Origin of the sequence: Vreelandella jeotgali Hwa (genome assembly GCF_000334215.1) — a bacterium.
GTDB lineage: Bacteria > Pseudomonadota > Gammaproteobacteria > Pseudomonadales > Halomonadaceae > Vreelandella > Vreelandella jeotgali.
The window spans coordinates 24,664-49,567 of record NZ_AMQY01000025.1; the positions used below are offsets into that span (position 1 = coordinate 24,664).

A 24,904-nucleotide genomic window follows, 5' to 3' on the forward strand; every position below is an offset into this window, starting at 1 on the left:
ATAGCGGCAACGATCAGCTTTGCGACTCGACCGCAGCGGCTTCTTCGGCGGCCAACGCGGCCCGGTCGTCCTCGGTAATCTCCTTGACCGAGAGTTTGACCCGTTTGCGGTTGTCGATATCCAGCACCTTGACGACAGCCTCATCGCCTTCGTTGAAGTAGTCGCGCACGTTTTCCACCCGCTCGGGGATAATCTGGGAAATATGCACCAGGCCGTCGGTGCCCGGCATGATGTTCACGAAAGCGCCAAAGTCGGCAATGCGCACCACCTTGCCACGGTACAGCTTGCCGATTTCGGGCTCGGCGATAACCTCGAGCACCGTCTTCTCGGCGGCGCTGGCAGCCTGCTTGCTCTCGGCGTAAATGCGCACCGTGCCGTCGTCATCCACATCGACGGACGCGCCGGTCTCTTCGCAGATCCTGCGGATGGTCGCACCACCCTTGCCGATGACGTCGCGGATTTTCTTCGCGTCAATCTGCATCGTGCGCATCGACGGCGCGTTGTCCGACACCTCATCACGGCTGTCGCCAATCACCGCGTTCATCCGCGCAAGAATGTCCTGACGCGCCCTGTGAGCCTGCTGCAGGGCAGTCTCCATAATATCTTCGTCGATCCCCTCGATCTTGATATCCATCTGCAGGGCGGTAACGCCTTCGGCGGAGCCGGCGACCTTGAAATCCATATCGCCCAGGTGGTCTTCATCGCCGAGGATATCCGTCAGCACGGCAACGCCGTGGTCTTCCCGGACCAGGCCCATGGCGATCCCCGCCACCGGTGCCTTGAGCGGCACGCCGGCATCCATCAGCGCCAGCGACGAGCCGCACACCGAGGCCATCGAGCTGGAGCCGTTGGACTCGGTGATTTCCGATACCACGCGAATGGTATAGGGGAAGGCATCCTGATCCGGCAGCATGGCCTGAACACCGCGCCGCGCCAGACGACCGTGGCCGACCTCCCGGCGCTTGGGTCCGCCGATGAATCCGGTCTCGCCCACGCAGTACGGCGGAAAGTTGTAGTGCAGCATGAAGCGATCCTTGCGCTCGCCTTCCAGCGACTCGATGCGCTGGGAGTCGCGCAGGGTCCCCAAAGTGGCGACGGCAATCGCCTGGGTCTCGCCGCGGGTGAAAATGGCAGAGCCGTGAGTTTTCGGCAGCGCGCCCACTTCGATATCCAGCGGGCGCACGGTTTGGTTATCGCGGCCGTCGATACGCGGCTCGCCGTTCACCACCCGGGAACGCACCACCCGCTTTTCCAGCGCGGCAAAGGCGCCTTTCACCGCCGCTACGGGGAAGTGGCTCCCGGTCGACGCTGCATCGCTTGCGCCCAGCTCGGCAACGCCTTCTTCCCGAAGCGCTTCCAGCGCGTCCTGGCGCGCCATCTTGTCGGTAATGCGATAGGCATCGCCGACTCTGTCGGCAAAGCCGTCGGCCAGGGCCGCCTCCAGCGCCGGATCGGCGGCCGCGGGCTGCCAGTCCCAGCGCGGCTTGCCGGCATCCGCCACCAGTTCGTCGATCACGCTGATGGCCGTCTGCATTTCCTGGTGCCCGTAAAGCACGGCGCCCAGCATCTCGTCTTCCAGCAGCTCGCTGGCTTCCGACTCCACCATCAGCACGGCGTTGGCGGTGCCCGCCACCACCATATTCAGCTCGGACTCGGCAAGCTCGTCGACGCTGGGGTTGAGGAAGTAGCCCTGCTCGTCGTTGAGGCCCACCCGGGCGGCACCGATGGGGCCGCTGAACGGCACGCCGGCAATGCCCAGCGCGGCCGAGGTGCCCAGCATCGCCGCGATATCCGGATCCTGGTTGCGGTCGGCCGACAGCACCGTGCAAACCACCTGTACCTCGTTCATGAAGCCGTCGGGAAACAGCGGGCGGATGGGCCGGTCGATCAGCCTGGAGGTCAGCGTTTCCTTCTCGGTCGGGCGCCCTTCACGCTTGAGAAAACCGCCGGGAATCCGGCCCACGGCATAGGTCCTTTCCTGGTAGTGAACCGACAGCGGAAAAAACGCCTGGCCGGGTTTTGCCTCTTTCCGGGCGACGACGGTACACAGCACGACGGTGTCGTCCATGGTCACCATAACGGCGCCGGAGGCCTGGCGAGCAATACGCCCGGTTTCGAGCGTGACGGTACTGCGACCGTAGGAGAACGTCTTTTTGACCGAATTCACGGCAATGTCCTTTCGCGTTGGGATCGACTTGTCTTTACCACGGCGCGTTGACAGCTGCTGGTGATAATGGGCGGCACCAATACCGCTGACACAGCTAGCTCGGCTCGGGGCCATTCTAGGCGCTGGACCGCGCGGCGACCACCGCCCACGCCGCCTGTTGGCAATAACCGGAGTGCAACGCAAAACGGGCAGCCCACTGGGCTGCCCGTTTGGCCTGACGCAGAAGAGCCGCTATCCGCGTGCGCAGTGCGGCTCTTCCTGTCGGATGCACTTAGCGACGCAGGCCAAGGCTCTGGATGATTGTCTGATAGCGGCTATAGTCCTTGCGCTTCAGATAATCCAGCAGCTTGCGGCGCTGGTTGACCATGCGAATCAGGCCACGACGCGAGTGGTGATCCTGACTGTTGCTCTTGAAGTGGCTCTGCAGGCCGTTGATGTTGGCGCTCAGCAGGGCAACCTGAACCTCGGGAGATCCGGTATCGTTTTCGCCACGGCCGTATTCGTTAACAATCTCGGCTTTCTGTTCAGCGGTTAGTGCCATCTGTTTCTCCAGTAAGCAATATGCCTGAAAATGAATGAGAGAGACCACGCATATTTGCAGTCTCGATGAACCCTGCCCGTCACCCGCCGCTTTCGGCTCAGGAACGGGCAGCAGCGGTATTCAACAGCCGCTTTGGCGCTACGGTTGGCGCCTCGCCGGCATCGCCGGCCACTGATCCCAGACCGGCAAAGGCACCGGCATGATAAAGCCTGACAATGGCGCCGTCGTCCAGCTCGGCGGCCGGCGACCCGGCCGCCAGCTGCGCCTGCTGACCGTGAACCAGCCGCCCGTGAGCAGCGTCATCAAGCGTCAGCGCCGGCAGGTGTTCCACCAGCACGTCCGGCGTCATCAGCCGGGCTTCCCTGTCCGCCTGGTCTTCGAGGGCTTCCAGCGCCTCCAGTGTCCACATGCCGGCGGCCTGAAACGGCCCGGTTTGCAACCGCCTGAGCGCGGAGATATGCGCTCCACCGCCCAACGCCAGACCGATATCTTCGGCCAGCGTGCGGATGTAGGTGCCCTTGCTGCAGCTTACCTCCATGTCGAAGGCGCTGTTGCCCGAGGCACGATCAAGCGCTGCGAGGCGGGCATGATACACGCTTATGCGCCGTGCTGCACGCTCTACATGCTGCCCTTCCCGGGCCAGCTCGTAAAGCCTGCGGCCCTGGTGCTTGAGCGCGGAATACATCGGCGGGATCTGGTCGATCTCACCGCGAAAGCGCTCGAGCACCGCCTCGATACCGGCCTCATCAAGCGCCGGCACCTCGCGGCGCTCGACGACCTCGCCGTCGGCATCGCCGGTGTCGGTTATCACGCCGGGCTCGACTCGTGCGCGATAGACCTTGTCAGCGTCCAGCAAATAGGCGGAAAACTTGGTTGCCTCCCCCAGGCAAATCGGCAGCAGGCCGGTCGCCATGGGATCGAGGGTGCCGGTGTGGCCCGCCTTTTGCGCCTGAAACAGCCGGCGCACACGCTGCAGCGCCTGATTGCTGGACAGGCCCGCGGGCTTGTCCAGCAGGAGCACGCCGTTGACCGGCAGGCCGCGACGCCGACGCGCCATTAGCGCGGCTCTCCGTCGCTTTCCGTGCCCGGCTCGTCGTCGTCGACGTGACGCTCGCGATCGCTTTCGACCGCTTCGTCAATCAGCGATGACAGCTGCTGACCGCGCACGATGCTTTCATCGTAATGAAAGCGCAGCTCCGGCACATGGCGCAGCTGCACCCGGCGGGCTACCCGGGTGCGCAGAAAACCGCCGGCGTGCTTGAGCACCTGGAGATTTTCCCTGACCCGCTCGGGGTCCTGCTCACCCAGCAGGGTGAAATAGACGTCGGCGTAGCCCAGATCCCGGCTAACGCGCACGCCGCTCAGCGTGACCATGCCCAGACGCGGGTCTTTCACCTCGCGCTGGATGAGGACCGCCAGCTCCTGCTGGAGCTGGTCGGCGACCCGGTCTGTCCGCTTGAATTCGCGCATCCTGACTCCTGGCGACCCTAGAGGGTGCGCTCGATCCTGACCTGATCGAAGACCTCGATCTTGTCGCCCACCTGGACGTCATCGTAGTTTTTCACGCCGATGCCGCACTCGATGCCGTTGCGCACTTCCTGGACGTCGTCCTTGAAGCGACGCAGCGATTCCAGTTCACCTTCGTAGATCACCACGTTTTCGCGCAGCACGCGGATACGCTTGTGGCGGTGTACCGTGCCTTCGATGACCATACAGCCGGCGACCGAGCCGATCTTCGGCGCGCGGAAAACGTCGCGGACTTCGGCCACGCCGACGATTTCTTCCTTCCAGTCCGGCGCGAGCTTGCCGCTCATGGCCTGCTTGACCTCGTCGATCAGCTGATAGATGACGCTGTAGTAGCGCAGGTCCAGACCTTCGCGTTCGATGATATCGCGCGCGGCTACGTCGGCACGGACGTTGAAGCCGATCACGATGGCCTCACTGGCCAGCGCGAGGTTGGCATCGGTACCGGTAATGCCGCCCACGCCGGAGGACACCACGGCGACCTCGACTTCCTCGGTGGAAAGCTCTTCCAGCGCGCTGCGGATGGCTTCCAGCGAGCCCTGAACGTCCGCCTTGAGAACCACGTTGACCTTGGCGGTCTCGTTTTTCTCCATCTGGCTGAACATGTTCTCGAGCTTGGCTTTCTGCTGCCGCGCCAGGCGCACTTCACGGTATTTGCCCTGACGGAAGTTGGCCACTTCGCGCGCCTTCTTCTCGTCGGCGACCGCCATGAACTCATCGCCGGCTTCGGGCGTACCGTCCAGTCCCTGAATTTCCACGGGCATGGCCGGGCCGACGGTTTCCACCTGCTTGCCCAGCTCGTTGGTCAGGGCGCGTACGCGGCCATAGTGCAGGCCGGCGAGCACGATATCGCCCTTTTTCAGCGTACCGTTCTGTACCAGCACGGTGGCGACCGGACCGCGGCCCTTGTCCAGGCGCGATTCCACAACCACACCCTTGCCGGGGGCTTCGGGAACGGCCTTGAGCTCGAGCACTTCCGCGACCAGCTGGATGCCCTCGATGAGCGCATCGATGCCTTCGCCGCTTTTCGCCGAGACGTGGACGAACTGAGTATCGCCACCCCACTCTTCGGAGATAACGCCGTGCTGGGACAGCTCGTTTTTCACCCGGTCGGGATCGGCAGAAGGCTTGTCGATCTTGTTGACCGCAACCACCATCGGCACTTCGGCCGCCTTCGAGTGCTCGATGGCCTCGATGGTCTGGGGCTTGACGCCGTCATCGGCGGCAACCACCAGAATAACCACGTCGGTCGCCTTGGCACCGCGGGCACGCATGGCGGTAAACGCCGCGTGGCCGGGGGTATCCAGGAAGGTTGCCCCGCCGTTATTGCCTTCAACGTGGTAGGCGCCGATATGCTGGGTAATCCCGCCAGCTTCGCCGGTAGCCACCTTGGCCTTGCGGATATGGTCGAGCAGCGAGGTCTTGCCGTGGTCGACGTGGCCCATGACTGTGACAACCGGGGCGCGCGTGATTTCTTCACCCTCGTAGGACACGCTCTCGAGCACTTCGGCTTCCAGGGCGTCATCCTTGACCAGCTTGGGCTTGTGGCCCATTTCCTCGACCACGATCACCGCGGTGTCCTGATCGATGGTCTGGTTGATGGTGACCGCCGCGCCCATGGTGAACATGGCCTTGATCACTTCGTTGGCCTTGATCGACATCTTGTCGGCCAGCTCGGCCACGCTGATGGACTCGGGGATCGAGACTTCACGCACGATGGGCTGCGTCGGCTTCTGGAAACCGTGCTTGCCACCGCTCTGACCGCCGCCGCGGCGGCTGCCCCCACGACGCTCGGCGCGCCGGGCCTTCTTGCCGCCCCGACGACGATCGTCGCGATCATTGCGGGAATCGTCGTCGCGGCGCCCTTTCTTCTTCGCGGCTTTCTTGTTGCCCGGCGCGTTGCGGCGATCCGGGCGGCCTTCCTTGGGCGGTGCCGGCGGCATGTTGTCGCCCGCACCGGCATTGTCGTCCAGCTCGGGGACCGGAATTTCCAGCTCGGTGGGAACATCGGTGGGCTGGGCCTTTTCCTCGGCCAGCTTGCGCTCGGCTTCCTCCGCGGCGCGACGTGCGTCGGCGGCTTTCTGCTCTTCGGCTTCGCGCGCCTTGCGCTCGGCCTCGGCTTCGGCCATGTCACCGACCAGCTGACGCGGCCCCGTATGCGTGGGCTCCGGTGCGCTCGGCTTTTTCTCTTCGGCGCGCTTGACGTAGGTCTTTTTCTTGCGCACCTGGACGTCAATGCCCTTGCCCCGGTCGCCGGTCCTGATCCGGCTGCGGGTCTTGCGCGTCAGCGTAATGCGACTTTTGTTACCGTCATCGCCGCCGTGATTCTTTTTCAGCGAGTTGAGCAGTGTCTGCTTATCGCTTTCAGACACCGCATCGCTTTCCGAGGTATGCGAAAGCCCGGCGTCTTTCATTTGTTCCAGCAGGCGAGACGTATCGCGCCCCACCTTTGCTGCAAAATCTTTTACTGTCATGTCTGACATGATGACCCTCCTCAGCCCGTGACCTGTTTACTGTGTGTTCGAATCGGATTCGGCTTCGTCTTCGAACCAGGGCGCACGGGCAGTCATGATCAATGCCGCTGCGCGCTCTTCGTCCAACTCTTCAATATCGACCAGATCGTCGACAGACTGCTCGGCAAGGTCTTCCATGGTGACAATGCTGCGGCTGGCCAGGGTAAAGGCCAGGTGACGCTCCATGCCATCCATCCCGAGCAGGTCGTCGGCAGGCTGGACGCCGTCCAGTGCTTCTTCCGAGGCAATCGCCAGCGTCAGCAGTTCGTCCTTGGCTCGTGCGCGTAGCGCGTTGATCTGTTCTTCATCGAACTCTTCGATTTCCTGCATTTCCTCCAGCGGCACGTAGGCCACTTCTTCCAGCGTGGTGAAACCTTCGTCCACCAGCAGCCGGGCAATGTCGTCCTCGACGTTGAGATGCTGCAGGAAAAACTCGATCAGGCTGTCCATTTCCTGATCCTGCTTGGCATCGGCTTCTTCCTCGGTCATCACGTTGATGTGCCAGCGGGTAAGCTCGGATGCCAGACGGACGTTCTGTCCGCTGCGGCCGATGGCCTGCGCGAGGTTATCCTCGCTGACGGCCACGTCCATGGACACGGCGTCTTCATCCACCAGGATGGACACCACATCGGCCGGCGCCATGGCGTTGATGACCAGCTGGGCGGGGTTGTCGTCCCAGAGCACGATGTCGACACGCTCGTTTTCCAGCTCGCTGGTTACCGCCTGAACCCGCGATCCGCGCATGCCCACGCAGGCGCCGACCGGATCAATACGCTGATCGTTGGTTTTCACCGCGATCTTGGCCCGGGAACCGGGGTCCCGCGCCGCGCCCTTGATCTCGATCAGCTGCTCGGCGATTTCCGGCACCTCGATCTTGAACAGCTCGATAATCAGCTCGGGGCAGGTGCGCGACAGCTGCAGCTGTGCGCCCCGGGCTTCGGGATCCACCCTGACCAGCAGCGCGCGCACCCGCTCGTTCATGCGGTAGCGCTCGCCATAAATCATCTCGCTGCGCGGCAGAAACGCCTCGGCGTTGTCGCCCAGGTCAATAATCAGGCCCTCGCGCGTTGTACGCTTGACGATGCCCGCGACCAGTTCGCCTTCGCGGTCGGTGTACTGGCGCACCACTTCGGCACGTTCGGCTTCGCGCACCTTCTGCACGATGACCTGCTTGGCGGTCTGCGCGGCAATGCGGCCGAACTCGGCGTTTTCGATTTGCTCCTCGACCACCTCACCCAGCGCCAAAGGCGGCGTACGCTGCTCGGCAATGCTCTGCTTGATTTCGTAGTCGGGGGTTTCAAACTCGTCGTCCTCGACCACCGTCCAGGTACGGAAGGTGTCGTAGTCGCCGCTGCTGCGATCAATGCGCACCTGCACGCTTGCCTCTTCACGCTCAAAGCGCTTGCGCGAAGCGCTGGCCAGTGCCGCTTCGACCGCTTCAAAGATCACATCGCGGGGGACGCCCTTTTCATTCGAGATCGCGTCAACGACCATCAAGATTTCTTTACTCATGCGTGTGCCTCGCCAAAACCTGTCCTTATATGTTCAAGCCGGCCAAGCGCCGGTTGCGTCCGCCCGGTCAGTTATCGAACTGCGGTACGATATTCGCCTGATCAATACTCTCCACGGGGAAACAGTACTCTTCCCCGTCAAGCTGCAGCAGCACTTCGTCGCCCTCAACACCGGCCAACAGCCCTCGAAACTTGCGCTGCCCGTTGAACGGAGCACGCAGCTTGAGCGCGACCTGATGGCCCCGGAAACGGCTGAAGTGGTCGAGGGTATACAGCGGGCGTGCCATGCCCGGCGAGGAAACCTCCAGACGGTACGCCTCGTTAACCGGATCTTCAACGTCCAGCACGGCGCTGACCTGACGGCTGATATCAGCGCAGTCATCCACGCCGACGCCGTTCTCGTGCTCGATATAGATAACCAGACGGGAATGCTTGCCCTGGGCAAGATAGCTGATCCCCCAGAGCTCAAAGCCCATGGCGGTAACGACGGGTTCAATCAGCGCATGCAGCGCAGCGTGTTTCGTGGCCACAGACAAAGCTCCTATAGCCGTTGCATCAGGCACCTGGCCGGGAGTTGCCAATAAAGCCAGGGGCTGACAGGCATTGATCGGAAGCGCGCTTCCGGCAATCCGGTAGAGATCCGCTCATGAAACCGTCTATCAACCGGCCGGCCAGGATCATTCGGCCGATAGTCACAGCGAACAGCGTGGTGTTGACGTTAGCGGCCACCGCTGGCGGCCGGGCATGGTGGCGTTTGCCATCGCGGCGAGGCCGCCGGCGCCTGGCCTGGAGCCGGGCGATTCGTGACAGGGCTGCTAACAAAAAGCCCCTTCACTGGAAGGGGCTTTTTGCAAGAAAACCTGTAGTACCATCCACAACGCTTTGCGCTTGGAAATGGTAGCGGGGACCGGATTTGAACCGATGACCTTCGGGTTATGAGCCCGACGAGCTACCAGACTGCTCCACCCCGCATCAATGAGACAGCGATAATAAGCGTCAACCACGACTGCGTCAAGCTGCTTTCGCGTCTCGCACGTCTGAACGTGCCTGCATCAGTGCTGCCTGCTGCTGGCCATTGAAAGAAGGATCCGAGCGATAAGCTCCAACGCTTTTCAATGGTGCCGAAGGCGGGACTTGAACCCGCACGACCGTGAGGCCACTACCCCCTCAAGATAGCGTGTCTACCAATTCCACCACTTCGGCAACAGGGGAAATACCGGAAAAGCGCATCAGTCGCTCAATGACCGACTAGTCGCCGCTCTCCTCCAGCACTGGCGCCGTATTATCCACATCCTTGTCGGCTTCGTCAAGCGCTTTTGCCGACCCGTCCGGCGATTGTCCGTCTGCCTGCTGCGCATCGCCCGGATTATCCTGCTGCTCGACCAGCTTTGAATCGGGAATGCCGGCATCCGGCGCGTCGCCGGCCTGGCTTGCGATGTACGCCAGCGTTAGCGACGTGGCGAAAAAGCAGGCAGCCAGCACGCCGGTAAAACGTGCCAGGAAGTTGCCGCTGCCCTGGGCGCCGAACACGGTTTGCGACGCGCCGCCGCCAAAGGAGGCACCGGCATCGGCTCCCTTGCCCTGCTGAAGCAGGATCAGGGCGACCAGAGCGATCGCCAGCACCACGTGGATCATGAGTATTACAGCTTGCATGGGGTTATCCTGCTGATTGACATATAGCGAAAAATTCGTCGACCTGGAGCGATGCACCGCCGATCAGACCGCCGTCGATATCCGGCCGGGCCAGCAACTCGGCAGCGTTGCCGGCTTTCATGCTGCCGCCGTACAGCAACCGCAGCCCGGCCGCCAGGTCGCTGTTCAGCGCCTCCAGCCAACCACGGATCGCCCCCATGGCCGCCTGCGCCTCATCGGGGGTTGCCGTCAGTCCGGTACCAATAGCCCATACCGGCTCATAGGCAATCACCAGCCGTTCACGCCGTGCCGGCTCGAGCGGTTCCAGTACCGCGGCCACCTGCCGCAGTATCACCTCCCGGGTGGCGCCGGCGTTGCGCTGTTCGAGGGTTTCACCCACGCACAGCACCGGCACCAGATCGGCATCCAGCGCGGCGCATGCCTGCCGGTACACCTGCTCATCGGTTTCGCCCTGTTGCCGGCGCTCGGAGTGCCCGACCAGTACATGGGTAACGCCAAATTCAGCCAGCATCGATGCGCTGACCTCGCCGGTGTGGGCGCCGGCAGGCTCGGGGTTCAACGTCTGGGCGCCCGCCGCCAGCGGCGTACCGGCAAAGGCGCGCTGCGCTTCGGCCAGATAGGGAAACGGCGGCATTACCACCACTTCCAACGTGCCGGGCAGCCGAGCACCGGCAAACGCCTCGCCGAACGCGCGAATCTTCTCGGCAGAGCCGTTCATCTTCCAGTTACCGGCGATTAATGGCGTACGCATCGAGGCTCCTTTTCAAGAATGCGCAAAATGGTATAGGAGCGGCCGGGGCAAGACAACCGCTACCCGTCAGGCCGTCACGCCAGCAGCGTCTGCACCTGCCGGGCCAGTTCGCCGGCCAGCGCATCGACATCCAGGTGCGCGCGGCCTTCTACCATGACCCGAATCAGCGGCTCGGTCCCCGAGGGGCGGAGCAGTACCCGGCCTTCTTCTCCCAGCCGGGTTTCGATATCGGCCACGGCTCGCTCGACCTCGGGGGTTTCCAACACCGAGCGGGCCCGGGTGCCGGCCGGCAGACGCACGTTGACCAGCGCCTGGGGAACCTTTTCCAGGGTCGCCAACAGCGCCGGAAGCGTTGCCTTTTCGCGCACCATGATGGCCACAACCTGAAGCGCCGAGACGATACCGTCACCGGTGGTCTGGGCGTGGGCACAGACCACATGCCCCGAGGGCTCGCCGCCCAGCGACCAGCCGTTCGCCGCCATGCGCTCCATAACAAAGCGGTCGCCGACCCGGGCGCGCTCGAAAGGTATGCCCAGTTTTTCCAGCGCCATGGCCAGCCCGAAGTTGCTCATCAGCGTACCCACGACGCCGCCGTTGAGCACGCCATGCTGCTTGCGGTCCCGGGCTATCAGGTAAAGCATGTCATCGCCGTCGACTTCGTGGCCGCCGGAATCCACCAGCAGCACCCGGTCGCCGTCGCCGTCAAAGGCTATGCCCAGATCCGCCCCGCGATGAATCACCGCCGCACGCAGCGATGCGGTATGCGTGGAACCCACATCGCGGTTGATGTTCACGCCGTCGGGCTCGGCGCCGATCACGCTGACGTCGGCACCGAGCTCGCGGAAAACATTGGGCGCAATGTGGTAGGTGGCGCCGTGGGCGCAGTCGAGCACAATGCTCAGCCCGTGCAGACTCAGGCGTTCGGGCAGAGTCGATTTGCAGAACTCGACGTAGCGCCCCGGGGCATCGTGAACGCGCATGGCCTTGCCCAGCGCTGCCGCATCGGCGGTGGTCAGCGGCTCCTCGAGCATGGCTTCAATACGCTCTTCGACGTTGTCGGGCAGCTTGGTGCCGTCGGCCGAGAAAAACTTGATGCCGTTGTCGTCAAACGGGTTGTGCGAGGCGGAAATCACCACGCCGGCCTCGGCGCGAAACGTCCGGGTCAGGTAGGCAATGCCCGGCGTGGGCATCGGCCCCAGCAGCGCAACATCCACGCCGGCCGCCGAAAAGCCGGCTTCCAGCGCCGACTCGAACATATAGCCCGAGATTCGCGTGTCCTTGCCGATCAGTACCCGGGCGCGGCTGTCGTCGCGGCGCAGCACCTGGCCGGCGGCCCAGCCCAGCTTGAGCATGAAGTCAGCGGTAATCGGGTAGTCGCCGACGGTACCGCGAATGCCATCGGTGCCGAAATAGCGCCTTGTCATGCCGTTGCCTCCGCGGTGTCGGCAGTGGGGCCTTCGTTGAGGACGGCGCGGGTCATGTTGACGGCATCGACCGTTTCGGCCACGTCGTGCACGCGGAGTATGCGCGCACCGCGTTCAACCGCCAGCGTCGAGAGCGCCAGACCGCCGGGCAGGCGCTGGTCGACCGGGCGGTCCAGCGCCTTGCCGATCATGCTCTTGCGCGACATGCCTACCAGCAGCGGCAATCCCAGCTCGCCAAGCGTCGGCAACCGGTTGAGCAGGCGCAGGTTGTGTTCCAGCGTCTTGCCAAAGCCAAACCCGGGGTCCAGCAACAGCCGCTCGCGTGCGATGCCCGCGCCTTCGCAGGCGGCGACCCGCTCGAGCAGAAACTCGCTGACGGCCTTCTCCACCGGCTGATCGTAATGCGGCGCCTGCTGCATGGTCTGCGGCTCGCCCTGACGATGCATCAGGCAGATCGGCAGCCCGCTGTCCACAGCGGCATCCAGCGCGCCGTCGCGCTCCAGGGCACGCACATCATTGATCATGCCCGCGCCCAGCGAGCCGGCTTCACGAATCACGGCCGCACTGCTGGTGTCGACCGAGACCAGCGCATCCAGCTCCCGGGACAGCGCTTCCACTACCAGCGCCACGCGGTCCAGCTCCTGCTGCGCGGAGATCGGCTCGGCGCCGGGCCGGGTGGATTCACCGCCCACGTCGATAATCGCGGCGCCGTCGGCGAGCATACGCTCGGCCTGGCGCAGCGCAGCGTCCAGCGCCGCATAGCGGCCGCCGTCGGAAAAAGAGTCGGGCGTGACGTTGAGCACCCCCATCACCCGGGGAGCGGACAGGTCCAGCGAGTGGCGTCCGCAGCGTAGCGGCGGCGTCTCGCCGGAAGCGGCAGGAGAAACGTGTGACATGAGAAAGCTCGATCAGCAGCAGGGAAAAATACCCGAAAGGGCCATCAGGAAAGGTGCCACCAGGGAAAGTGCCATCAGGAAAAGCACCAGCGGAACAGGATAGCGAGGCATGACAACAAGGGACCGGGAGCGGCAAAAAAGGCGCCCTTTTCGGGGCGCCCTGTGCATACAACCGCGCGGATCAGGAGCCCGCCGGGCCACCCAGCGGATCCGACGGCCGCCGCCGGGGCGTATCGTCATCCCCGTCGCCGTCCTCCGCCGGCGTGTCGTCGGCCGGGCGCGACGCCGGCGTCCGGTTGTCGACGGGCGTACCGCCATCGGAGCCGCCGCTGTCATCCCAGCCGGCAGGCGGACGCGGATCCTGGCCGCCCATGATGTCCTTGAGCTGATGGGCATCGATGGTTTCGTACTTCATCAGCGCTTCGGCCATGGTATCCAGCTTGTCGCGGCTGTCTTCCAGAATCCGGTAGGCCTGGTCGTAGCAGCCGTCGATGATCTTGCGCACTTCCTTGTCCAGGCGCGTGGTAGTGTCGCCCGACTTGAGCATGCCGCCGCCCTGGCCGCCGCCCATGAACTGATGGGACTCATCCTCATCGTACATGATCGGGCCCATTTCCTCGGACAGCCCCCACTTGGCCACCATGTTGTGCGCCAGCTCTGTAGCGCGCTTGATGTCGTTGGAGGCGCCGGTGGTCACCCCGTTGGGCCCCAGCGTCATCTCCTCGGCAATGCGGCCGCCGAACAGCGAGCAGATCTGGCTGATGATCTGCTGACGCGAGAAGCTATAGCGGTCCTCATCCGGCAGGAACATGGTCACGCCCAGCGCCCGACCGCGCGGGATGATGGTGACCTTGTAGACCGGATCGTGCTCGGGCATGGTCAGCCCGATGATCGCGTGGCCGGACTCGTGGTAGGCGGTGTTGAGCTTTTCCTTGTCGGTCATGACCATGGACTTGCGCTCGGAGCCCATCATGATCTTGTCCTTGGCTTCCTCGAGCTCGTCCATGCCCACCAGCCGCTTGTCGCCGCGGGCGGCAAACAGCGCTGCCTCGTTGACCAGGTTGGCCAGATCGGCGCCGGAGAAGCCGGGAGTCCCCCGAGCAATCAGGCGCGCCTTGACGTCGTCGGCCAGCGGCACCTTGCGCAGGTGAACACCCAGGATATGCTCGCGGCCACGAATGTCCGGCAGCCCTACCGTGACCTGGCGGTCAAAGCGGCCCGGGCGCAGCAGCGCCGGGTCGAGCACGTCGGGACGGTTGGTCGCGGCAATGACGATCACGCCCTCGTTGGACTCGAAGCCGTCCATTTCCACCAGCAGCTGGTTGAGCGTCTGTTCGCGCTCATCGTTGCCGCCGCCCATGCCGGCACCGCGCGAACGGCCCACGGCATCAATCTCGTCGATGAAGATAATGCACGGCGACTGCTTCTTGGCCTGCTCAAACATGTCGCGCACGCGGGAGGCGCCCACGCCGACGAACATCTCGACGAAATCCGAGCCGGAAATCGTGAAGAACGGCACCTTGGCCTCGCCGGCAATGGACTTGGCCAGCAGAGTTTTACCCGTACCCGGCGGGCCTACCATGAGCACGCCGCGGGGAATGGTGCCGCCCAGACGCTCGAACTTGCCCGGGTCGCTGAGAAAGTCGACCAGTTCCTCGACCTCTTCCTTGGCTTCGTCGCAGCCGGCCACGTCCGCAAAGGTGGTCTTGATCTGCTCGTTGGACAGCAGCTTGGCCTTGGACTTGCCGAAGCTCATCGGGCCGCCCTTGCTGCCGCCACCGGCGCCGCCCTGCATCTGGCGCATGAAAAATATGAAAATACCCAGTATCAGCAGGATCGGGAAGCTGGCGATCAGCAGCCGCGACCAGATGCTCTGCTGCTCGGGCTCCTTGCCGACCACAGTGACATCGTTGGCCAGCAGGTCATCCATCATCTTGGGATCCTGCGCGGCCGGCCGCACGGTCTGAAACCGCGAGCCGTCGGAGCGCTCGCCCTCGATGGTATAGCCATCAATGGTCACGCTGCGTATCTGCTGATTTTGCACCTGCTCCACGAACTGCGAATAGTTCATGGACTGGGGTGAGCTTTCTGTACTGAAGTTGTTGAACACGGTCAGCAGTACGGCCGCGATGACCAACCACAGAACCAGGTTCTTTGCCATATCGTTCAAGAGGCTACCCTCATTACAAGAATCCGTCAGTTAACGCTGATACACGGACAATGGATCCGCTTCATGCGTTCATTGAATGTTGATACGCGCTGACTGCCCGAGAGCGTCGACGGCGCACCGGCCTTTATCGCCGGGCAAAATGTACAGAGGCCACTGTGGCATATTTTGCCCCCGGCTGTCCGGCCATTGCGATGATAAATCCTGGCTATACCAGCCTCAGCCCTTAAACCCGCTGGCCACCAGATAAACTTCCCGGGAGCGCGCGCGGGAGGCTTCCGGCTTGCGCGTCACGACCCGGCCAAAGTTGGCCCGCAGGGTTTTCAGATATTCATCAAAGCCTTCCCCCTGAAACACCTTGGCGACAAGGCGGCCGCCGGGGGCAAGCGTTTGCTGTGCCAGGTCCAGCGCCAGCTCGACCAGATACATGGCCTGCGGCTGATCGATAGCGGCCATGCCACTCATATTGGGGGCCATATCCGACATCACAAGGTCTGCGGTCTTTCCGCCCAGGCATTCGAGCAGCGTTTCGAGCACATGGTCGTCGGTGAAGTCGCCCTGCACGAAGGTCACTCCGGCCAGAGACGCCATCTCGAGAATGTCCGAGGCGATCACCTTGCCGTCGGGGCCGACTTTCTCGGCGGCGACCTGGCTCCAGCCGCCGGGCGCGGCTCCCAGGTCGACCACGGTCATGCCAGGGCGGAAAAGCCGATCCTTGTCGTCCAGCGCCAGCAGCTTGTAGCTGGCGCGGCTGCGGTAGCCATCCTGCCAACTCTGGCGGACGTAGGCATCATCAAAGTGTTCCTTCATCCAGCTACCGCTGGTTTGGCTCGCCTGGCGCTTACGGCCCCGGGACTTTTGCTGCATGTAACGGCATCCGGCGCTTGAAAGGGGATGGTGAGAGATGACGCCAACGCTTTCACCCGACGGCATTTCACCGTAAGATGGAGCGTTAAGCGAAAACTCGGGATAGCGCAAGATACCATGAGCTTGTCACAGGCACAAAAGAAAGCACTACGCCGCGTCGGCCACTACCTGAATCCGGTGGTAACCGTGTCGGAAAACGGCATCTCGGAAAACCTGCTCGCCGAGCTGGATCGAGCTCTGCGCGACCACGAGCTGATTAAAGTCAAGCTGGCGCTGCCGGAACGCGACGACCGCGCGCTGATGCTCGAAGAACTCACCCGCGACGGCGATGCCGACCTGGTACAGACGATCGGCAAGATGGCGCTGCTGTATCGCCGGAACCCGCAGGCCAACCCGAAGCTTTCCAACATTGCCCGCTTCGAGAACCACCACGGCCGGCGCTAACACGGCACCGCCGCCATAACGCAAAAACGCCCCCCGCAGGGGCGTTTTTTTATGCACGGCTGCCGGCCACGCCGACAGCACCGATGGGAACCGCCAACGGCTAGAGGTGCTCCACGCTTTCAATCTCGTACTCGACGTCGCCGCCGGGGGTTTTTACCACCGCGACGTCGCCTTCCTCCCTGCCGATCAGCGCCCGGGCGATGGGCGACGTGACGGAAATCCGGCCTTCCTTGATGTCCGCTTCATCCTCGCCCACGATGCGATAGGTAAACGGTTTATCGTCTTCAAGGTGCAGCAGCTCGACGGTCACGCCGAAGATCACCTTGCCGGTTTTGGGCAGCCTGGTGACGTCGATCACCTGGGCGCCGGAAAGTTTGCCCTCGATTTCCTGAATGCGCCCTTCGATAAACCCCTGCTGCTCGCGCGCCGCATGATACTCGGCGTTTTCCTTCAGATCGCCATGCTCGCGCGCTTCGGCGATGGCCGCGATCACTCGGGGACGCGCCTCACTTTTCAGCTGCTCGAGCTCCTCGCGAAGGCGCTTTTCTCCCGCAATCGTCATCGGGACCTTGTTCATTGACTGGCTCCTGCGTGCAATTCCTGAAGGCGCCGCACCGTAATCTCACGACCATACGCAAGCGCCATGCAAACAGCATTGGCCCCCGCCAGCGTTGTGGCGTAGGGCACCTTGCGTGCAAGAGCGGTACGACGAATGACCGACGAGTCGAGAATCGCCTGACGGCCTTCGGTGGTGTTGACGATATAGGCGATATCGTCGTTCTTGAGCAGATCGACGATATGCGGGCGTCCTTCATAGACTTTATTGACGCGCTCGACATCCAGCCCGGCGGCTTCGAGTGCCGCCGCCGTGCCTCGCGTAGCGCATAGCGTAAAGCCCGATTTTAGCAGAGAACGCCCCACCTCGATAATCCCTTCCTTGTCCGGCTGGCGTACGGACAGGAATGCCTTGCGCGGCCCTTCCGTGGCCGGGATCGCCTCACCGGCGCCGAGCTGCGCCTTGTAGAACGCCTCGGCGAAGGTATCACCGCTGCCCATGACCTCGCCGGTGGACTTCATTTCCGGCGACAGAATGGGGTCGACGCCGGGGAATTTATTGAACGGGAACACCGCTTCCTTGACGCTATAGAAAGGCGGCACGATCTCGTCCTCGAAGCCCTGATCGGCAAGCGTGGTGCCCGCCATGCAGCGCGCGGCGATTTGCGCCAGCGAGGTGCCGATGCACTTGGACACAAACGGCACCGTGCGCGACGCCCGCGGGTTGACTTCGATGACGTAAATTTCGTCGTACTGCCAGGCCAGCTGCACGTTCATCAGCCCCTTCACGCCCAGCTCGATCGCCATGCGCTTGATCTGGTCGCGCATGCGGTTCTGGACCTCGGCGGGCAGCGAGTACGGCGGCAGCGAGCACGCCGAATCGCCCGAGTGCACGCCGGCCTGCTCGATGTGCTGCATGATGCCGCCGATCACCACCTGCTGGCCGTCGGCGACCGCGTCCACGTCGATTTCGATGGCGGCGTTCAGGAAGTGGTCCAGCAGCACCGGCGAATCGTTGGAGACCTTGACCGCGTGGGTCATGTAGTTCTCGAGCTCCGAAGCGTCGTAGACGATCTCCATCGCCCGCCCGCCGAGCACGTAGCTGGGGCGCACCACCAGCGGATAGCCGATGGCCTCGGCCTTGGCGAACGCCTCGTCGAAGCTGCGCGCGGTGGCGTTGGGCGGCTGCTTGAGGCCCAGCTTGTTGATCATCTGCTGGAAGCGTTCGCGGTCTTCGGCGCGGTCGATGGCGTCCGGCGTGGTGCCGATAATCGGCACGCCGGCGGCTTCCAGCTCGCGCGCCAGCTTCAGCGGCGTCTGGCCGCCGAACTGCACGATCACGCCTTCGGGCTGCTCCTTGTCGGCGATTTCCAGCACGTCTTCCAGCGTTACCGGCTCGAAGTACAGGCGGTCGGAGGTGTCGTAGTCGGTAGACACGGTTTCCGGGTTGCAGTTGACCATGACGGTTTCATAGCCGTCGTCGTGCATGGCGAACGCCGCGTGCACGCAACAGTAGTCAAACTCGATGCCCTGGCCGATACGGTTGGGCCCGCCGCCCAACACCATGATCTTGGGCTTGTCGGAGACAGCCGCCTCGCACTCCTCCTCGTAGGTGGAGTACATATAGGCGGTGTCCGAGGCAAATTCAGCCGCGCAGGTATCCACTCGCTTGTAGACCGGACGAATGCCGGCCTTCTGACGCGTCTTGCGCAGCTCTTTCTCGGAAACCCCCAGCAGCCCGGCCAGCCGCGCATCGGCAAAGCCCTTGCGCTTGAGGCGGAACAGATCCTGCCCCGACAGCTCGGACAACGAGCGCTGGGCCAGCGCCTCTTCGCTGGCGACCAGGTCTTCCAGCTGCACCAGATACCAGGGGTCGATCCTGGTCAGCGCATAGAGCTCGTCCACGCTCATACCGGCGCGCATGGCGTCGGCGACGTAGAAGATACGGTCGGCACCCGCCGCCTGCAGCTCGCCCTTGATCCGCGCGATGGCCTCGTCGGTAAAGTTCGTGACGATGGGGTCGAGGCCGTCGACGCCGGTTTCGAGCCCGCGCAGCGCCTTCTGCAGCGACTCCTGAAACGTCCGGCCGATGGCCATGACTTCGCCCACCGACTTCATTTGCGTGGTCAGGCGATCGTTGGCCTGGGGGAACTTCTCGAAGGTGAAGCGCGGAATCTTGGTCACTACGTAGTCGATGGACGGTTCGAACGACGCCGGAGTGCGACCGCCGGTAATGTCGTTCTGCAGCTCGTCCAGGCTATAGCCCACTGCCAGCTTGGCGGCGATTTTGGCAATGGGGAAGCCCGTCGCCTTGGAGGCCAGCGCCGAGGAGCGCGACACCCGCGGGTTCATTTCGATGACCACCACGCGGCCGGTGTCCGGATCAACGCCGAACTGCACGTTGGAGCCGCCGGTTTCCACGCCGATCTCGCGCAGTACCGCCAGGCTGGCGTTGCGCATCGCCTGGTATTCCTTGTCGGTGAGCGTTTGCGCCGGCGCCACGGTGATGGAGTCGCCGGTATGCACGCCCATGGGGTCGAAGTTTTCGATCGAGCAGACAATGATGCAGTTATCGTTATGGTCGCGCACCACCTCCATCTCGTACTCTTTCCACCCCAGCAGCGACTCGTCGATGAGCAGCTCATGGTTGTTGGAGAGATCGAACCCGCGGGTGCAGATTTCCTCGAATTCTTCCTTGTTGTAAGCCACGCCGCCGCCGGAGCCGCCCATGGTGTAGGACGGCCGGATAATCGTGGGAAAACCCAGCTCCGCCTGAATCGCCCAGGCTTCGTCCATGCGGTGCGCCACCTTGGCTTTGGGGCACTCGAGGCCGATATTGCGCATGGCCTTGTCGAACAGGTCGCGGTCCTCGGCCTTGTTGATGGCGTCGGCGTTGGCGCCGATCATTTCGACGCCGTACTGGCCCAGCACGCCCTGCTTGTCCAGCTCCAGCGCGCAGTTCAGCGCCGTCTGGCCGCCCATGGTGGGCAGCACCGCGTCCGGCTGTTCGGCTTCGATGATTTTTTCTACCGCCTGCCAGGTAATCGGCTCGATGTAGGTGGCATCGGCCATGACCGGGTCGGTCATGATAGTGGCCGGGTTAGAGTTGACCAGAATGACGCGGTAGCCCTCCTCGCGCAGCGCCTTGCACGCCTGGGCGCCGGAGTAGTCGAATTCGCAGGCCTGGCCGATGACGATCGGGCCGGCGCCAATGATCAGGATACTGTTGATGTCGGTACGCTTGGGCATAGAGGTTCCCGCAAAAAAATGACGATGAGCAACAAGATAATGGCGTTAACAGGGCGACGCCGGGCTTAGCGGCGGGCCTGCATCAGGGCCACAAAGCGATCAAACAGCGCCGCCACGTCGCACGGGCCGGGGCTGGCCTCCGGGTGACCCTGAAAGCTGAACGCCGGGCAGTCGGTACGCTCAACCCCCTGCAGCGTGCCGTCGAACAGCGAGCGGTGCGTGGCGCGCAGCGTATCCGGCAGCGTGGTTTCATCCGAGGCGAAGCCGTGGTTCTGGCTGGTAATCATCACCTGCCCCGTCGCCAGATCCTGCACCGGATGATTGGCCCCGTGATGACCGTGGTTCATCTTCATCGAGTGCGCGCCGCTGGCCAGCGCCAGCAGCTGGTGGCCCAGGCAAATGCCGAACAGCGGAATACGGGTGTCCAGAAGCTCCTTTAGCGCCTCGATGGCGTAGTCGCAGGGCTCCGGGTCACCCGGGCCGTTGGACAGAAAAATCCCGTCGGGCTTGTACGCCAGCACCTCGGCGGCGGGGGTTTGCGCCGGCACCACGGTCACCCGGCAGCCGCGCGACACCAGCATGCGCAGGATGTTGCGCTTGACGCCGTAGTCGTAAGCCACAACGTGGTATGGCTGCTCAATATCCGCACCGGATTGATAGCCTGCGCCCAGCGCCCACTCGCCTTCACTCCACTCGTAGGGCGCTCGGCAGCTGGCGACCCTGGCCAGGTCCATTCCGGAAAGACCGGGAAAGCCCCTGGCCGCCGCCACCGCGCGCTCCACGGCGTCGTCGCCCTCGGCTTCCCTGCCCGCCAGAATGGCGCCGCTCTGGGCGCCCTTGTCGCGCAGCAGACGCGTCAGACGGCGGGTATCGATCTCGGCGATGCCCAGCACATTCCAGCTTTTCAGGTAGTCGGACAGGCTCTGCTCGGAGCGAAAGTTGCTGGCCGTCAGCGGCAGGTCACGAATCACCAGGCCGGCTGCGGCAACCGCGTCGGACTCGGTATCTTCGGCATTCACACCGGTATTGCCGATGTGCGGATAGGTCAGCGTCACGATCTGGCGGGTGTAGGACGGATCGGTCAGGATTTCCTGATAGCCGGTCATGGCCGTGTTGAAGACCACCTCGCCGCTCGTCCGGCCCTCGGCGCCGATGGCGATGCCGTGGAACACGCTCCCGTCTTCAAGCGCCATAATCGCGGGTTGGTTCAATGCGGGGTTATTCAAGGCAAGTCCTCCGAAGGCTGGTGAAAACACCCCTGTCACGACAGCGGCATCCGTCATGGCGGCGTTTTAGGCAAACGTCAGGTCGTAAAAAAGCGGGACGAAGCCGATTGGAAAAACCGGTTTCATCCCGCTTGTTGTTCGTCGCCAATAGGGTCCGGGCACAGCGGCGAACCGCTTTTCGCCGGACCGGCCTGCGCAACAAGCGCGGCTTTATGAACCACTCGACCAAAATCTACGGGATGTTACAGGATTTTCCGGCCAATCGCCAGCGCAGACGCTGCTAGCGAGGGCAATCGTCGCTGACTATATCCCTGACGCCAGGGGTCACTCGCTCAGGTGCCCGACAGCGATAAAAACCGCTCAGCCCCACGAGCTCTGCCCCACGAAACGCAATCGACAACTGGCGCAAGCCGGGGTATTCGGAATACCATGGCAATCCACTGTCACAAATATGATCCATATTTATCACCCAGAGGCTCCGCCATGTCACTGCTGCCAGGGCTCGACACAGATGATGCCGCCAACCCGGCAACCCCGGCGTCCCGCTACGACCTGCTGAGTGACAGCCAGCTGCTGCAGCGCGTGCTGGATATTTACGATCAGGGCACAATCGCTGCCGCGCTGGAGGAGGTCGACGACCGCTGGTGTCGTGAAACACTGAACCGGATGGCCAAAGGCAAAACCCGCCCCAGAATCACCCGCGACGAAGCGCGGCGTCTGATGGCCATGCTGCCCAGTGCCCCGGCCCATCAGGGGCGTGCCAACTTTACCTTTATCGATCTTTTCGCCGGTATCGGCGGCATACGCCAGGGCTTCGAATCCATTGGCGGCGAGTGCGTTTTTACCTCGGAGTGGGACCGCTTTGCCGTTCGTACCTACAAGGCCAACCACTACTGTGACCCGGCCTCGCACCGCTTCAATCGCGATATTCGCGACGTTACTCTGTCGGCCAAAGACGGCGTGGATGAAGAAACGGCCTACGCGCATATCCACAGGGAAATTCCGAACCACGACGTGCTGCTCGCCGGATTTCCCTGCCAACCGTTTTCTCTGGCCGGGGTGTCAAAGAAAAATTCGTTGGGCCTCAAACACGGGTTCGAGTGCGACACCCAGGGCACCCTCTTCTTTGACGTGGCGCGCATTATTGCCGCCAAGCGCCCGGCAGCTTTCGTGCTCGAAAACGTCAAGAACCTCAAAAGCCACGACAGGGGCAAGACCTTCCGCATCATCTGCGAGGCATTGGATGAGCTGGGCTACGACGTGGCCGATGCCGAGGCGCCCAAGGGTCGCGATCCCAAGGTCATCGATGCGCGTCATTTTGTCCCCCAGCACCGTGAGCGCATTGTGTTGGCGGGCTTTCGCCGTGATCTGAACGTACACCAGGGGTTTACGCTGCGCGATCTGGAGAAAATCCATCCGCAGCAGCGCCCCGCTTTTGGTGACCTGCTGGACGACTCGGTGGATGACAAGTACATCCTCACGCCCAAACTCTGGGACTACCTCTACCGCTACGCCCAAAAACACCGTGATAAAGGCAACGGCTTCGGCTTCGGCCTCACCGGCCCCAATGATGTCGCGCGCACGCTGTCGGCCCGCTACCACAAGGACGGCTCCGAGATCCTGGTGGATCGCGGCTTTGACGACCGGAAACCGTTTGATTCACCCGAGAATCAACGTAACCGCCCCCGCCGCCTGACGCCCCGGGAATGCGCGCGCCTGATGGGCTTCAACGCCCCGGGCGAAAGCCGCTTTGTTATTCCGGTTTCGGATACCCAGGCCTACCGTCAGTTCGGCAACTCGGTGGTGGTCCCGGTATTCGCCGCCGTCGCCGAGCTGATGAAGCCGCGTATCATCGAAGCGCGTCGCAAACAGCGCGAACAGTTACACCAGGCGCCGCACCAGCCCGAATTGGGGCTTGTCATCGAGTAAAGATCCAACCCATGACCGACATTGTCGACTCACAAACCCGCTCGCGGATGATGTCCCGCATCAGGGGCAGCGACACCCGCCCCGAGCTTATCGTGCGTCGCTACCTGCATGCGTGCGGGTTTCGCTATCGCCTGCACCGCCGGGATCTTCCCGGAAAACCCGACCTCGTTTTACCCAAACATCGGCTCGCCATCTTTGTTCACGGCTGCTTCTGGCACCGCCACGAAGGCTGCTTTTATGCCACCTCACCGGCAACCCGCAAGGACTTCTGGCGGCAAAAGCTCGACACCAATGCCGCCCGGGACAAACAGCAGCAAGGAAAGCTGATCAGCAGCGGCTGGCGGGTGCTGATCGTCTGGGAGTGCGGCCTGAAGCACCGGCTCAACGAGATTCAGACCGTCGCAGAGAAAATCACCTCTCCGGACGTTCTCGACGAATGGCCGGAGCGGCCACCCCGGGTGCGCCACGCCAATCCGCCATCCGCATAGCCCTCACCTATATAGTTCATTACCTGTATAGCCCGTTACCTGCATAGCACATCATCTTTATAACCCCTCGGCAGCGAAAACACGCGCTATCACGACAAAATGCCCCCGGCGCCGGGGGCATTTTTGTTCTGCGGCAAATCGTTATAAGCGACGGCGTCAGGCGTCGAGTTCGAGCACGTCCTGCATGCCGTAGCGGCCGTTGGGCTGTTGCGCGACCCAGCGAGCGGCACGCACAGCACCCCTGGCAAAGGTCATGCGGCTGGACGCCTTGTGGGCAATTTCGATGCGTTCGCCTTCGGTGGCAAACATCACGGTGTGTTCGCCGACGATATCGCCGGCGCGCACGGTGGCAAAGCCGATTTCCTCGTCGCTGCGCGGGCCGCACTGACCGACACGCTCGAACACGCCGTGCTCTTTCAGATTGCGGCCCAGAGCGTCGGCCATGACGCTGCCCATTTTCAGCGCGGTGCCGGAAGGCGCATCGACCTTGTGACGGTGGTGCGACTCGATCACTTCGATGTCGTAGCCTTCATCGCCCAGCGCTTTGGCGGCAGTTTCCAGCAGTTTGAGGGTCAGATTGACGCCGACGCTCATATTGGGCGCGAACACCAGCGGCATTTGCTCGCGGTAGCCGTCCAGCGTGGCGATTTCCTCATCGCTCATGCCGGTTGTGCCGATGACGATGCGCTTGCCGTGCGCGGCGCAGAACGCCAGGTTTTCCAGGGTCACGGCGGGCGCGGTGAAGTCGATCAGTACGTCGAAGTCGTGGACGCAGTCGGCCAGGCCATCCACGGCGGTTACGCCCTTTTTACCCAGCCCGGCAAGCTCGCCGATATCGCTGCCGGCCAGCGAGCTGCCGGGTTCGACGATGCCGGCCGCCAGCGTGGCGTTGGCGTCCTGTTCCACGGCGTTGACCAGGGTGCGCCCCATACGGCCGGCGACCCCGACAATGGCAATGCGGGTAGTGGCGGTTGATGACATGCGAGCTCCTGCGGTGAA

The 24,904-nt window shown here is 63.1% G+C and carries 20 protein-coding genes and 2 tRNA genes; 3 read left to right on the forward strand and 19 right to left on the reverse strand.

All coding sequences use genetic code 11. From position 1 onward, the window contains the following. Positions 1 to 13: 13 nt before the first annotated feature. From pnp to rlmE, 15 genes are all read right to left on the reverse strand, one after another. Positions 14 to 2,167, reverse strand: a complete 2,154-nt coding sequence (gene pnp / locus C793_RS0112615; RefSeq protein ID WP_017431311.1) for a polyribonucleotide nucleotidyltransferase — start codon at positions 2,165 to 2,167, stop codon at positions 14 to 16. A 271-nt stretch (positions 2,168 to 2,438) separates the two neighbouring features. Continuing rightward, the gene (gene rpsO / locus C793_RS0112620) at positions 2,439 to 2,708 is read right to left on the reverse strand and encodes a 30S ribosomal protein S15 (RefSeq protein ID WP_017431312.1); all 270 of its coding nucleotides are present in this window, start codon (positions 2,706 to 2,708) and stop codon (positions 2,439 to 2,441) included. Positions 2,709 to 2,805: 97 nt separating this feature from the next. Further along, entirely contained in the window at positions 2,806 to 3,765 is a 960-nt protein-coding gene (truB, locus tag C793_RS0112625; RefSeq protein ID WP_017431313.1) for a tRNA pseudouridine(55) synthase TruB, read from the reverse strand. Beyond that, positions 3,765 to 4,178: a 30S ribosome-binding factor RbfA gene (gene rbfA / locus C793_RS0112630; protein WP_017431314.1), complete on the reverse strand. Its 414-nt coding sequence runs from the start codon at positions 4,176 to 4,178 to the stop codon at positions 3,765 to 3,767. Before rbfA ends, truB begins: the two co-directional genes overlap by 1 nt. A 17-nt stretch (positions 4,179 to 4,195) precedes the next feature. Next, positions 4,196 to 6,715, reverse strand: coding sequence for a translation initiation factor IF-2 (infB, locus tag C793_RS0112635; protein WP_017431315.1), 2,520 nt, complete (start codon positions 6,713 to 6,715; stop codon positions 4,196 to 4,198). Positions 6,716 to 6,742: 27 nt separating this feature from the next. Further along, the gene (gene nusA / locus C793_RS0112640) at positions 6,743 to 8,257 is read right to left on the reverse strand and encodes a transcription termination factor NusA (protein ID WP_026106281.1); all 1,515 of its coding nucleotides are present in this window, start codon (positions 8,255 to 8,257) and stop codon (positions 6,743 to 6,745) included. A gap of 67 nt (positions 8,258 to 8,324) precedes the next feature. Next, complete coding sequence (gene rimP, locus C793_RS0112645) at positions 8,325 to 8,786, reverse strand: ribosome maturation factor RimP (RefSeq protein ID WP_017431317.1); 462 nt, start codon at positions 8,784 to 8,786, stop codon at positions 8,325 to 8,327. 365 nt (positions 8,787 to 9,151) lie between these two features. Then, positions 9,152 to 9,228: transfer RNA gene (locus C793_RS0112650), tRNA-Met, on the reverse strand. A gap of 144 nt (positions 9,229 to 9,372) precedes the next feature. Continuing rightward, a tRNA-Leu gene (locus C793_RS0112655) sits at positions 9,373 to 9,459 on the reverse strand. Positions 9,460 to 9,504: 45 nt separating this feature from the next. Continuing rightward, positions 9,505 to 9,909: a preprotein translocase subunit SecG gene (gene secG / locus C793_RS0112660; protein ID WP_026106282.1), complete on the reverse strand. Its 405-nt coding sequence runs from the start codon at positions 9,907 to 9,909 to the stop codon at positions 9,505 to 9,507. Between the two features lie 4 nt (positions 9,910 to 9,913). After that, entirely contained in the window at positions 9,914 to 10,660 is a 747-nt protein-coding gene (tpiA, locus tag C793_RS0112665; protein ID WP_017431319.1) for a triose-phosphate isomerase, read from the reverse strand. Positions 10,661 to 10,734: 74 nt separating this feature from the next. Further along, the gene (gene glmM, locus C793_RS0112670) at positions 10,735 to 12,084 is read right to left on the reverse strand and encodes a phosphoglucosamine mutase (RefSeq protein WP_017431320.1); all 1,350 of its coding nucleotides are present in this window, start codon (positions 12,082 to 12,084) and stop codon (positions 10,735 to 10,737) included. Further along, the gene (gene folP / locus C793_RS0112675) at positions 12,081 to 12,980 is read right to left on the reverse strand and encodes a dihydropteroate synthase (RefSeq protein WP_017431321.1); all 900 of its coding nucleotides are present in this window, start codon (positions 12,978 to 12,980) and stop codon (positions 12,081 to 12,083) included. The genes glmM and folP overlap by 4 nt, the downstream gene beginning before the upstream one ends. Positions 12,981 to 13,161: 181 nt before the next feature. Continuing rightward, positions 13,162 to 15,150 carry an ATP-dependent zinc metalloprotease FtsH gene (gene ftsH / locus C793_RS0112680; protein WP_017431322.1) on the reverse strand — a complete coding sequence of 663 codons (1,989 nt, stop codon included), beginning with the start codon at positions 15,148 to 15,150 and terminating at the stop codon, positions 13,162 to 13,164. Positions 15,151 to 15,366: 216 nt separating this feature from the next. Further along, positions 15,367 to 16,014: a 23S rRNA (uridine(2552)-2'-O)-methyltransferase RlmE gene (rlmE, locus tag C793_RS0112685; protein ID WP_017431323.1), complete on the reverse strand. Its 648-nt coding sequence runs from the start codon at positions 16,012 to 16,014 to the stop codon at positions 15,367 to 15,369. A 117-nt stretch (positions 16,015 to 16,131) separates the two neighbouring features. Between rlmE and yhbY the strand changes: the two genes are divergently transcribed. After that, on the forward strand, positions 16,132 to 16,458 hold the full coding sequence (yhbY, locus tag C793_RS0112690) for a ribosome assembly RNA-binding protein YhbY (protein ID WP_017431324.1): 327 nt from the start codon (positions 16,132 to 16,134) through the stop codon (positions 16,456 to 16,458). Between the two features lie 100 nt (positions 16,459 to 16,558). Here the strand turns inward: yhbY and greA are convergent, their stop codons facing one another. The 3 genes from greA to carA form a co-directional block, all read right to left on the reverse strand. Next, positions 16,559 to 17,035, reverse strand: a complete 477-nt coding sequence (gene greA / locus C793_RS0112695; RefSeq protein ID WP_017431325.1) for a transcription elongation factor GreA — start codon at positions 17,033 to 17,035, stop codon at positions 16,559 to 16,561. Continuing rightward, entirely contained in the window at positions 17,032 to 20,262 is a 3,231-nt protein-coding gene (gene carB / locus C793_RS0112700) for a carbamoyl-phosphate synthase large subunit (RefSeq protein WP_017431326.1), read from the reverse strand. Before carB ends, greA begins: the two co-directional genes overlap by 4 nt. 65 nt (positions 20,263 to 20,327) lie before the next feature. Next, complete coding sequence (carA, locus tag C793_RS0112705) at positions 20,328 to 21,473, reverse strand: glutamine-hydrolyzing carbamoyl-phosphate synthase small subunit (RefSeq protein ID WP_026106283.1); 1,146 nt, start codon at positions 21,471 to 21,473, stop codon at positions 20,328 to 20,330. A 498-nt stretch (positions 21,474 to 21,971) separates the two neighbouring features. On the opposite strand from carA, the gene dcm reads away from it, so the two are divergent. Both dcm and C793_RS0112715 read left to right on the forward strand, forming a co-directional pair. Beyond that, the gene (gene dcm, locus C793_RS0112710) at positions 21,972 to 23,417 is read left to right on the forward strand and encodes a DNA (cytosine-5-)-methyltransferase (RefSeq protein WP_017431328.1); all 1,446 of its coding nucleotides are present in this window, start codon (positions 21,972 to 21,974) and stop codon (positions 23,415 to 23,417) included. A gap of 11 nt (positions 23,418 to 23,428) precedes the next feature. Next, the gene (locus tag C793_RS0112715) at positions 23,429 to 23,905 is read left to right on the forward strand and encodes a very short patch repair endonuclease (protein WP_017431329.1); all 477 of its coding nucleotides are present in this window, start codon (positions 23,429 to 23,431) and stop codon (positions 23,903 to 23,905) included. Positions 23,906 to 24,061: 156 nt separating this feature from the next. Here the strand turns inward: C793_RS0112715 and dapB are convergent, their stop codons facing one another. Further along, positions 24,062 to 24,886 (reverse strand): 4-hydroxy-tetrahydrodipicolinate reductase, encoded by an 825-nt coding sequence (dapB, locus tag C793_RS0112720; protein WP_017431330.1) that lies wholly within the window; start codon positions 24,884 to 24,886, stop codon positions 24,062 to 24,064. Between the last annotated feature and the right edge of the window lie 18 nt (positions 24,887 to 24,904).

Coding starts and splice junctions, on each gene's coding strand:
- rpsO (WP_017431312.1), bottom strand. CDS start 2,708: ATGGCACTAACCGCTGAACAGAAAGCCGAGATTGTTAACGAATACGGC.
- truB (WP_017431313.1), bottom strand. CDS start 3,765: ATGGCGCGTCGGCGTCGCGGCCTGCCGGTCAACGGCGTGCTCCTGCTG.
- rbfA (WP_017431314.1), bottom strand. CDS start 4,178: ATGCGCGAATTCAAGCGGACAGACCGGGTCGCCGACCAGCTCCAGCAG.
- infB (WP_017431315.1), bottom strand. CDS start 6,715: ATGTCAGACATGACAGTAAAAGATTTTGCAGCAAAGGTGGGGCGCGAT.
- nusA (WP_026106281.1), bottom strand. CDS start 8,257: ATGAGTAAAGAAATCTTGATGGTCGTTGACGCGATCTCGAATGAAAAG.
- secG (WP_026106282.1), bottom strand. CDS start 9,909: ATGCAAGCTGTAATACTCATGATCCACGTGGTGCTGGCGATCGCTCTG.
- tpiA (WP_017431319.1), bottom strand. CDS start 10,660: ATGCGTACGCCATTAATCGCCGGTAACTGGAAGATGAACGGCTCTGCC.
- glmM (WP_017431320.1), bottom strand. CDS start 12,084: ATGACAAGGCGCTATTTCGGCACCGATGGCATTCGCGGTACCGTCGGC.
- folP (WP_017431321.1), bottom strand. CDS start 12,980: ATGTCACACGTTTCTCCTGCCGCTTCCGGCGAGACGCCGCCGCTACGC.
- rlmE (WP_017431323.1), bottom strand. CDS start 16,014: ATGCAGCAAAAGTCCCGGGGCCGTAAGCGCCAGGCGAGCCAAACCAGC.
- yhbY (WP_017431324.1), top strand. CDS start 16,132: ATGAGCTTGTCACAGGCACAAAAGAAAGCACTACGCCGCGTCGGCCAC.
- greA (WP_017431325.1), bottom strand. CDS start 17,035: ATGAACAAGGTCCCGATGACGATTGCGGGAGAAAAGCGCCTTCGCGAG.
- carB (WP_017431326.1), bottom strand. CDS start 20,262: ATGCCCAAGCGTACCGACATCAACAGTATCCTGATCATTGGCGCCGGC.
- dcm (WP_017431328.1), top strand. CDS start 21,972: ATGTCACTGCTGCCAGGGCTCGACACAGATGATGCCGCCAACCCGGCA.
- C793_RS0112715 (WP_017431329.1), top strand. CDS start 23,429: ATGACCGACATTGTCGACTCACAAACCCGCTCGCGGATGATGTCCCGC.
- dapB (WP_017431330.1), bottom strand. CDS start 24,886: ATGTCATCAACCGCCACTACCCGCATTGCCATTGTCGGGGTCGCCGGC.